Genomic DNA, 6,985 nt, shown 5'->3' with positions numbered 1-6,985 from the left:
TTGAAGCTGATGAGCATGTGCACATACTCTGGCATAACTTCCAGCTCTTCGACGGTCACATCGTTCAGCTGCGCGATGCGCAGCAAGATATCCTTCATCTCCTGCACGAGCTCCGGTGTCGTGAAGGCTGGGTTCCGATACTTCGTCACCCAGATCAGATGAAAGTGGAAATTGTAGACGTATCCACGCTCATAGATTGCATCTGGGATGCGCTCTTTTCGTTTCATGTGTATTACACTCCTTCTTTTTTATTATAGCAATATATTGCTTGTTAGGCAATCTCATATGTTGTATAATAAAAGTAGGAAGGAGGTGAATAAAATGGAACATAAGAAGATGGCGGATTATGCCTATCATTACGGCCTGAAAGTCCGCATCTACCCCAGCCAGAAACAGAAAGAGATGATTCGACGCAATGCGGATGCGGCACGCTGCGTCTACAATGAACATGTCGCTGTGAACAAGGAGATCGCACGATTTGGCAGACGGAGTATCTACATCGACTTCATCGAGAAGCGCATCGAGGCACTGCGCGAGCGAATCCGCACGGTGACAGCGCTAAAAGACCGTTATCCGTGGCTCCGGCATCCCGATATCGATGCGCAGTCCATTGCCAATGCACGGCAGAACTACCAGTGTGCTTGGAAGCAGTTCCGTGCCGTCCATCATGCTGGTGTGCCGAACTTCCACAAGAAAACGTCCGTCGAGTCGTATCAGACGAATCCGCATTACAGCAAGGGTACGGATGTTTCTCTGTTTACCAGTAACGCCCGCTTCCTCGACAAGCATCATCTGATGCTGCCCAAGCTCAAACGCATCCGCTTCCAAGGATCGCGTAAAATACTGGACCGACTTCTTGCCATGAAGGAAGTCCGCATCGGCACGATTACCATCACGAAGGACAGCCGGCACCGCTACTTTGCGTCATTCCAACTCGGCTCCGATGAACCGTTCGTGAAAACCAGCCCGAAAACAAAGGCAGAGATTGGCATCGACCTGAACGTCGAGAACTTCTATGCCGACTCGAATGGCGAGATTGTGGCCAATCCTCGTTATTACCGCAGGCAGAAACGACGGCTGGCCAACGCACAGCGCAAGCTGAGCCGTCGGATTGTCCGTGCCAAGAAAGAGCATCGCCCGCTCCGTGAGGCAAAGAACGTCGAGAAACAGCGCTTGCTCGTTGCCAGGCTCACGGCACAAGTCATGCAGCGCCGCAGAGATTTCCTGCACCGCACTTCCGCGACACTGATCAAGAACCACGATCTGGTCGCAGCAGAAGAACTGCGGAGCCGGAACTTGCTGAAGAACCATGCCCTGGCTATGAGCATCCAAGACAATGGCTGGCGGATGTTCCTTAGTATGCTGACTTATAAGGCAGCACTGTACGGCAAGAACTTTGTCACCGTCGACCCGCGGAATACGACGCAAAACTGCCACGCTTGTGGCCATATCATGAGCGGCAAAGAGAAACTGACGCTCAAGGACCGCGAGTGGATCTGCCCGAAATGTGGGATACACCACATTCGCGACGTGAATGCGGCCAAGAACATCCTAGCGCGAGCCAAAGCAAAGCTCGTATCCATGCATTGATGCAAACCTATCTTGTCCGTTTGGCAACTTGCGGACGCTAATGGCTTTGGTAATTACCGGACCTCTGCTGTACCTCGCAAGACTGCGAATGCAGTAAGCCTGGCCTATCTAAGCAAATTGAGGTATCGAAAGATTCCCTCAAGCTCGCGACTTCAGTCGCGGGTAGTTGACGGATTTTGACTTTGAGGAAGGAGAGATTGCCATGAAGAGATTCGCAAAGCGCAGGATGCTCATCTTGACGGCGGGCTGCCTGCTCTGCCTGCTGCTCGCTGGCTGCATGTCGGACAAGTACGAGAACAGCGAATACGTCGGCGTATGGAAGGCCACGACGGGCTCGATGGGCGGCATCAATGTCAATGTTGCGAAGACGGTCGGCGGCGAGTTCACGCTGGACCTCCAGCCGAACGGCGATGTCAAGGCTGTCGTCGGCGATGAAAAGGGCAACGGCGACTGGGAGGAGACGGCGAATGGCTTCAAGATCAAGGATTCATCCGGTGAGATGGTCTTCGTGAAGGTGGAGACTGGCAAAGTCAAGACGGACTATTCGGGCATGACCATCTTGTTCGAGAAACAGGCAAAGGATAAGTGACGGATCGGTGTTGAGTTTTGAGAGGAAGTGAGTAACGTGAAGCGGATATTCCTAGTCCTGCTCATCGTCTTTTCCCTGGCAGCAGCGGGCTGCATCAAAGCGGAAGAAAGCGTGACCATCAAGGAGGACGGCTCCAGCACGATGGTGACGCGCATGGTCGGCAATATGTTTGCCGCAGAGGCCCTGAAGGCCACGAAGAATGAATTCGTCGCGGAGAATCCCGATGCCGTCGTCAAAGACGTCAATGACGGCGACATGACGGGCTACGAGGTCACGGTATCGTATCCGGACATCGAGACGCTGGCAGCCAAGGGCGGCGACATGTTCACGGCAGTGGCAGGGCGCAATGCAGGCGTCACCGTCACGCGTTCGTGGTTCTACGACGCCTACACCTTCGATCTCTTCGCCAAGGGCGAGGAGACGGACATGGGCGCGCAGGATCCCGAGAGCAAGAAGATGGTACAGGGCATGCTCGACCAGGTCCAGTACAACTTCACGCTGAACCTGCCCGTCAAGCCTGAGACGCAGAATGCAGACAGCGTCGCTGGTGACGGCAAGAGCCTGACCTGGAACCTCAAGAAGACCATCTCGGAGGGCAAAGACGTCAGGATGCAGGCGAGCTACCGCATTTACAACCAGGCGCACATCGCCCTGACGGTCGGTATCATCGTCCTGGCCTTGCTGCTCGCGGGCGGTTTCCTCTACATGCGGCGCAGGAAACAGGCCGATGAGACGGCGTAAGAGCAATTCGCTGTCTTCTTGACAGAGAGCCCCGCCTGTTCCATCCCTATGATACGAGCAGGCGGGGCATGTTCTTCTTTTCATAAGCCTGGCGATGTATCGCCGGGCTGTTTTTCTTTGTGTTGCAACAATACGCAAGCATTTCATACCTGGTAAATGAAAAAATCGTTCTTGTGCCTATTACATACTTAATATATCATATAAGTAAATAATTAATATCCGTTAGATATTGTGATAGAAAAAGGAGCGATTCCCATGAAATCATTGCAGTACATCAACAGCATCATCGCGTCGAAGAAGGATATCGGCTTGCTCGTCTTCCGCATCTTGATCGGCATTGCCTTCATCTGGCATGGCGTGCCGAAGCTCTTGAGCGGCCCTGAGGGGTGGACGGCACTCGGTTCGATGATGGGCGCACTCGGCATCCATATCTTCCCGACGTTCTTCGGACTGCTTTCCGGCCTGGCGGAGACGTTCGGCGGGCTCTTCATCCTGCTCGGCCTGTTCTACCGCCCGATGGCCCTCTTCCTCGTCGGCAACCTCATGATGGCGACTTCCATCGAGTTCGCCTCCGGCGCACCGCTCCTGCAGGTCTCCCGCCCCTTTGAGGAAGGGGTCTTTTACCTCGGCGTCGTCTTCGCCGGTCCGGGCCGCTACAGCCTCGACCACCTGCTTCGCAATGAAGTCAGTGAAGAAGAACACAATCTTTTCTAAATCTCCGCAAGAAAGCCCTGTCTGTTTTGGTTCAACTGGAACAGGCAGGGCTTTCTCTTTGGTCTATGTGGAATACATTTTAAGAATGATAGATGATTTTTGATAAGCATTTCACATGAAATACTTATTTTGCTATGATAAGGAAAAACAAGGAAATCTAGGGTGCCGCGGCTGGCGGCAATGGATATACGAGAAAGAAGGAATCATCATGGAAAAACAGACAGCAGGTCGCAAGGCATTGGGCGATTTTGCACCGCAGTTCGCGGCGCTCAACGATGATGTGCTCTTTGGCGAGGTCTGGGCTAAGGAAAATGAGCTCTCGCCGAAGCTTCGCAGCATCGCGACGGTTTCGGCGCTTGTCGGCAAGGGCACTGCTGGCGATGCACTGCGCTACCACCTGCAGACGGCGCGGCAGCACGGTGTCACGAGAGCGGAGATGGCTGCATTGCTCACGCATTTGGCCTTCTACGCTGGCTGGCCGAATGCCTGGGCTGCATTCCCCGTGGCCAAGGAAGTCTACGCCGATGCAGCGGATGCAGAGGGGCGCGGCGGCTTCTTCGGACTCGGCGAGCCCAATGATGCCTACGCCAAGTACTTCACGGGGCGGTCGTATTTGAACGTCTTGTCGAAGCCGGGCGAGCCGCTTGTCATCTGCAACGTCACGTTCGAGCCGGGCTGCCGCAATTTCTGGCATATCCACCACGCTGCGCAGGGCGGCGGCCAGGTCCTCATCTGCGTCGATGGCGAGGGCTGGTATCAGGAAGAAGGCAAGGCGCCGCAGAGCCTCACACCAGGTGACATCGTCGAGATCCCCGCAGGTGTCAAGCACTGGCACGGTGCCAAGCAGCACAGCTGGTTCTCCCACCTCGCCTTTGAGCTCCCGGGCACGGAGACGAGCAACGAGTGGTGCGAGCCCGTCACGGAAGCCGAGTATCCGCAGGATTGACGCCTTATGTTAGAAGGAGAAATACTATGTTAGGAAATTTTACGTACTGCAATCCAGCAAAGCTTTATTTTGGCGATCAGTCGCTGGACTACTTGAACACGGAACTGCCGAAGTACGGCAAGAACGTCGTCCTGATCTATGGCGGTGGCTCGATCAAGAAGAACGGCATCTACGATGATGTCATCAAGATCCTCGAGGCGCAGGGCAAGAATGTGGCAGAGATCGCGGGCGTCATGCCGAATCCGACGCTCGCGAAGCTCTATGAGGGCATCGAGATCGCGCGCAAGCATCAGGCGGATCTGCTCCTGGCCGTCGGCGGCGGTTCGGTCTGCGACTATGCCAAGGCGGTGTCCGTCTCAGTCAACTGTGATGAAGACCCGTGGGAGAAATACTTCGTGCGCTTTGAGGAGCCGTCCTGCGAGACGCTGCCAGTCGGCTGCGTGCTGACGATGGTCGGGACGGGCTCGGAGATGAATGCAGGTTGTGTCATCACCAATCCGGAGACAAAGCAGAAAATAGGTCACGTCTTCGCAGACGAGAAAATCATCCCGCGCTTTGCCATCCTGAACCCTCGGTACACGATGACACTGCCGCATCGCCAGATGGTAGCAGGCATCTACGATATCTTCAATCACATCTGCGAGCAGTATTTCTCCGGTGAGGATGATAACACGAGCGATTACATCAGCGAGGGCCTGATGCGCTCCGTCCTGCACGCCGGCCGCATTGCCAACAGGAACCCGCAGGACTACGAGGCGCGCAGCAACCTGATGTGGACGGCGACCTGGGCGCTCAACACGCTGATCGCCAAGGGGAAAAGCACGGACTGGATGGTTCACATGCTCGGCCAGGCCGTCGGCGCCTATACGAATGCGACGCACGGCATGACGCTTGCAGCTGTCTCACTGCCGTACTACCGCCACATCCTGCCGTATGGCCTGCCGAAATTCAAGCGCTTCGCCATTGAAGTCTGGAAGGTCAACCCGGAAGGCAAGACAGATGAGGAGATTGCCGAGGAAGGCCTCAAGGCCATGGAAGATTGGATGAAGGAACTCGGCCTTGCCATGAAGATCTCCGAGCTCGGCGCGACAAAAGATATGATCGATGGCATCGCCGATGCTACGCTCCTACTCGAGGGCGGCTACAAGGTGCTGAGTCGTAAGGACGTCGTTGAAATTTTGAAGGAAAGTCTCTGATGAAAAAAAGGCTCTCGCGGAGAGGGCCTTTTTGATTTTATAGGGTGGCGACGGAAGAGACGTTCCGTTCACCCCCTCGTCTATTTCATTTTTTTTATATATAATAGAGGAAGTGTACCAATCATAGAAGATGATGGAGGAGTGGGAGAATGGAGATACGCGTACTGCAGTACTTTATGGCGGTAGCCAGGCATGAGAACATCACCAAGGCGGCGGAGGAACTTCACCTGACGCAGCCGACGCTTTCGCGGCAGCTGTCGGATCTCGAGGACGAACTGGGCGTGCAGCTGCTCGTGCGCGGGAAGCGCAAGACGCAGCTGACGGAAGCCGGACTGATATTCAAGGCGAGAGCGCAGGAGATTCTCAGCCTGACAGAAAAGACGAAGGAGCAGTTTGCCAAGATGGATGAGCTCGTGGCAGGGGACATCTACATTGGTGCCGGCGAGACGCAGGCGATGGCCTGTGTCGCGAAAGTCCTGGCGCCGCTGCGCCGCTCCTATCCGCACATCCAGTTCCATCTGGTCAGCGGCGATGAAGACCGGATCTACGATTCTCTGCAGAAGGGATTGCTCGACTTCGGGATTGTCTGCCGGCCGGATGCACCGCGGACGTATGTGTTCCGCCGTATCCCGCACGACGATGCCTGGGGGCTCATGATGCGGGCAGACAACCCTCTGGCGGTCAAAGAGGCCGTACGGCGCGCCGATCTCTTGCAGGAGCCGCTCATTGTATCGGAGCAGGCGATGAAGCATCACGAGCTGGATCATTATTTCGGCAGCGCAGCGGAGAAAATCGAGGTGGCCGACACCTACAACTTGCTCTACAATACGACCTTCTTCATCGAGGCGGGCATGGGCAGTGCGCTTTGCTTCAAGGGCATGGCGGATGCCGTAGGTTCGTCCCGCGGGCTCGTCTTCCGTCCCTTGGACCCCGTGATTCGCTCGGCGAATTATGTGGTCTGGCGCAGAGACCAGGTCTTCTCCCGCGCCGGTCGTCTCGTCGTGGCGGCCCTGGACGAGGCGTTCTCTCATCATGCCTAAAATGTATCATAGGTTATTAGAACCAAGTATTTGTAATCATATACCCCTTCTCTTATAATGAATGCATCAAGTAAAACAACTGGGCATGCAGCGGTGAGCTGCAAAGATGCAACAATAAAGATGCAACAATAAGGAAGGGGTTTTTCCATGAAGACATTCAAGAGCAAGA

8 protein-coding genes are annotated in these 6,985 nt (G+C 55.0%); 7 read left to right on the top strand and 1 reads right to left on the bottom strand.

Features of this window, described 5'->3' with window-relative positions:
- Window positions 1-227: transposase (locus B2X55_RS01565; RefSeq protein ID WP_286820610.1), on the bottom strand; the 227-nt coding region annotated here is incomplete at its 3' end.
- A 94-nt stretch (window positions 228-321) separates the two neighbouring features.
- Between B2X55_RS01565 and B2X55_RS01560 the strand changes: the two genes are divergently transcribed.
- The 7 genes from B2X55_RS01560 to B2X55_RS01530 all read left to right on the top strand — a co-directional run bounded on the left by B2X55_RS01560 (window position 322) and on the right by B2X55_RS01530 (window position 6,816).
- Window positions 322-1,590, top strand: a complete 1,269-nt coding sequence (locus B2X55_RS01560; protein ID WP_286820609.1) for an RNA-guided endonuclease InsQ/TnpB family protein — start codon at window positions 322-324, stop codon at window positions 1,588-1,590.
- Window positions 1,591-1,792: 202 nt separating this feature from the next.
- On the top strand, window positions 1,793-2,179 hold the full coding sequence (locus B2X55_RS01555; protein WP_286820608.1) for a hypothetical protein: 387 nt from the start codon (window positions 1,793-1,795) through the stop codon (window positions 2,177-2,179).
- Window positions 2,180-2,215: 36 nt separating this feature from the next.
- Complete coding sequence (locus B2X55_RS01550) at window positions 2,216-2,920, top strand: hypothetical protein (RefSeq protein ID WP_286820606.1); 705 nt, start codon at window positions 2,216-2,218, stop codon at window positions 2,918-2,920.
- Between the two features lie 255 nt (window positions 2,921-3,175).
- Complete coding sequence (locus tag B2X55_RS01545; protein ID WP_286820604.1) at window positions 3,176-3,634, top strand: DoxX family protein; 459 nt, start codon at window positions 3,176-3,178, stop codon at window positions 3,632-3,634.
- Window positions 3,635-3,842: 208 nt separating this feature from the next.
- The gene (locus B2X55_RS01540; RefSeq protein ID WP_286820602.1) at window positions 3,843-4,580 is read left to right on the top strand and encodes a carboxymuconolactone decarboxylase family protein; all 738 of its coding nucleotides are present in this window, start codon (window positions 3,843-3,845) and stop codon (window positions 4,578-4,580) included.
- A gap of 26 nt (window positions 4,581-4,606) precedes the next feature.
- Window positions 4,607-5,776 (top strand): iron-containing alcohol dehydrogenase, encoded by a 1,170-nt coding sequence (locus B2X55_RS01535; RefSeq protein ID WP_286820601.1) that lies wholly within the window; start codon window positions 4,607-4,609, stop codon window positions 5,774-5,776.
- A gap of 149 nt (window positions 5,777-5,925) precedes the next feature.
- Entirely contained in the window at window positions 5,926-6,816 is an 891-nt protein-coding gene (locus tag B2X55_RS01530) for a LysR family transcriptional regulator (protein WP_286820600.1), read from the top strand.
- The last annotated feature ends 169 nt before the right edge of the window (window positions 6,817-6,985 follow it).

This window comes from Mitsuokella sp. UBA4253 (assembly GCF_002395285.1).
In the GTDB taxonomy this organism is placed as follows: domain Bacteria; phylum Bacillota; class Negativicutes; order Selenomonadales; family Selenomonadaceae; genus Mitsuokella; species Mitsuokella jalaludinii.
This window is presented reverse-complemented; position numbering and strand designations above follow the sequence as displayed.

Coding starts and splice junctions, on each gene's coding strand:
- B2X55_RS01560 (WP_286820609.1), top strand. CDS start 322: ATGGAACATAAGAAGATGGCGGATTATGCCTATCATTACGGCCTGAAA.
- B2X55_RS01555 (WP_286820608.1), top strand. CDS start 1,793: ATGAAGAGATTCGCAAAGCGCAGGATGCTCATCTTGACGGCGGGCTGC.
- B2X55_RS01545 (WP_286820604.1), top strand. CDS start 3,176: ATGAAATCATTGCAGTACATCAACAGCATCATCGCGTCGAAGAAGGAT.
- B2X55_RS01540 (WP_286820602.1), top strand. CDS start 3,843: ATGGAAAAACAGACAGCAGGTCGCAAGGCATTGGGCGATTTTGCACCG.
- B2X55_RS01535 (WP_286820601.1), top strand. CDS start 4,607: ATGTTAGGAAATTTTACGTACTGCAATCCAGCAAAGCTTTATTTTGGC.
- B2X55_RS01530 (WP_286820600.1), top strand. CDS start 5,926: ATGGAGATACGCGTACTGCAGTACTTTATGGCGGTAGCCAGGCATGAG.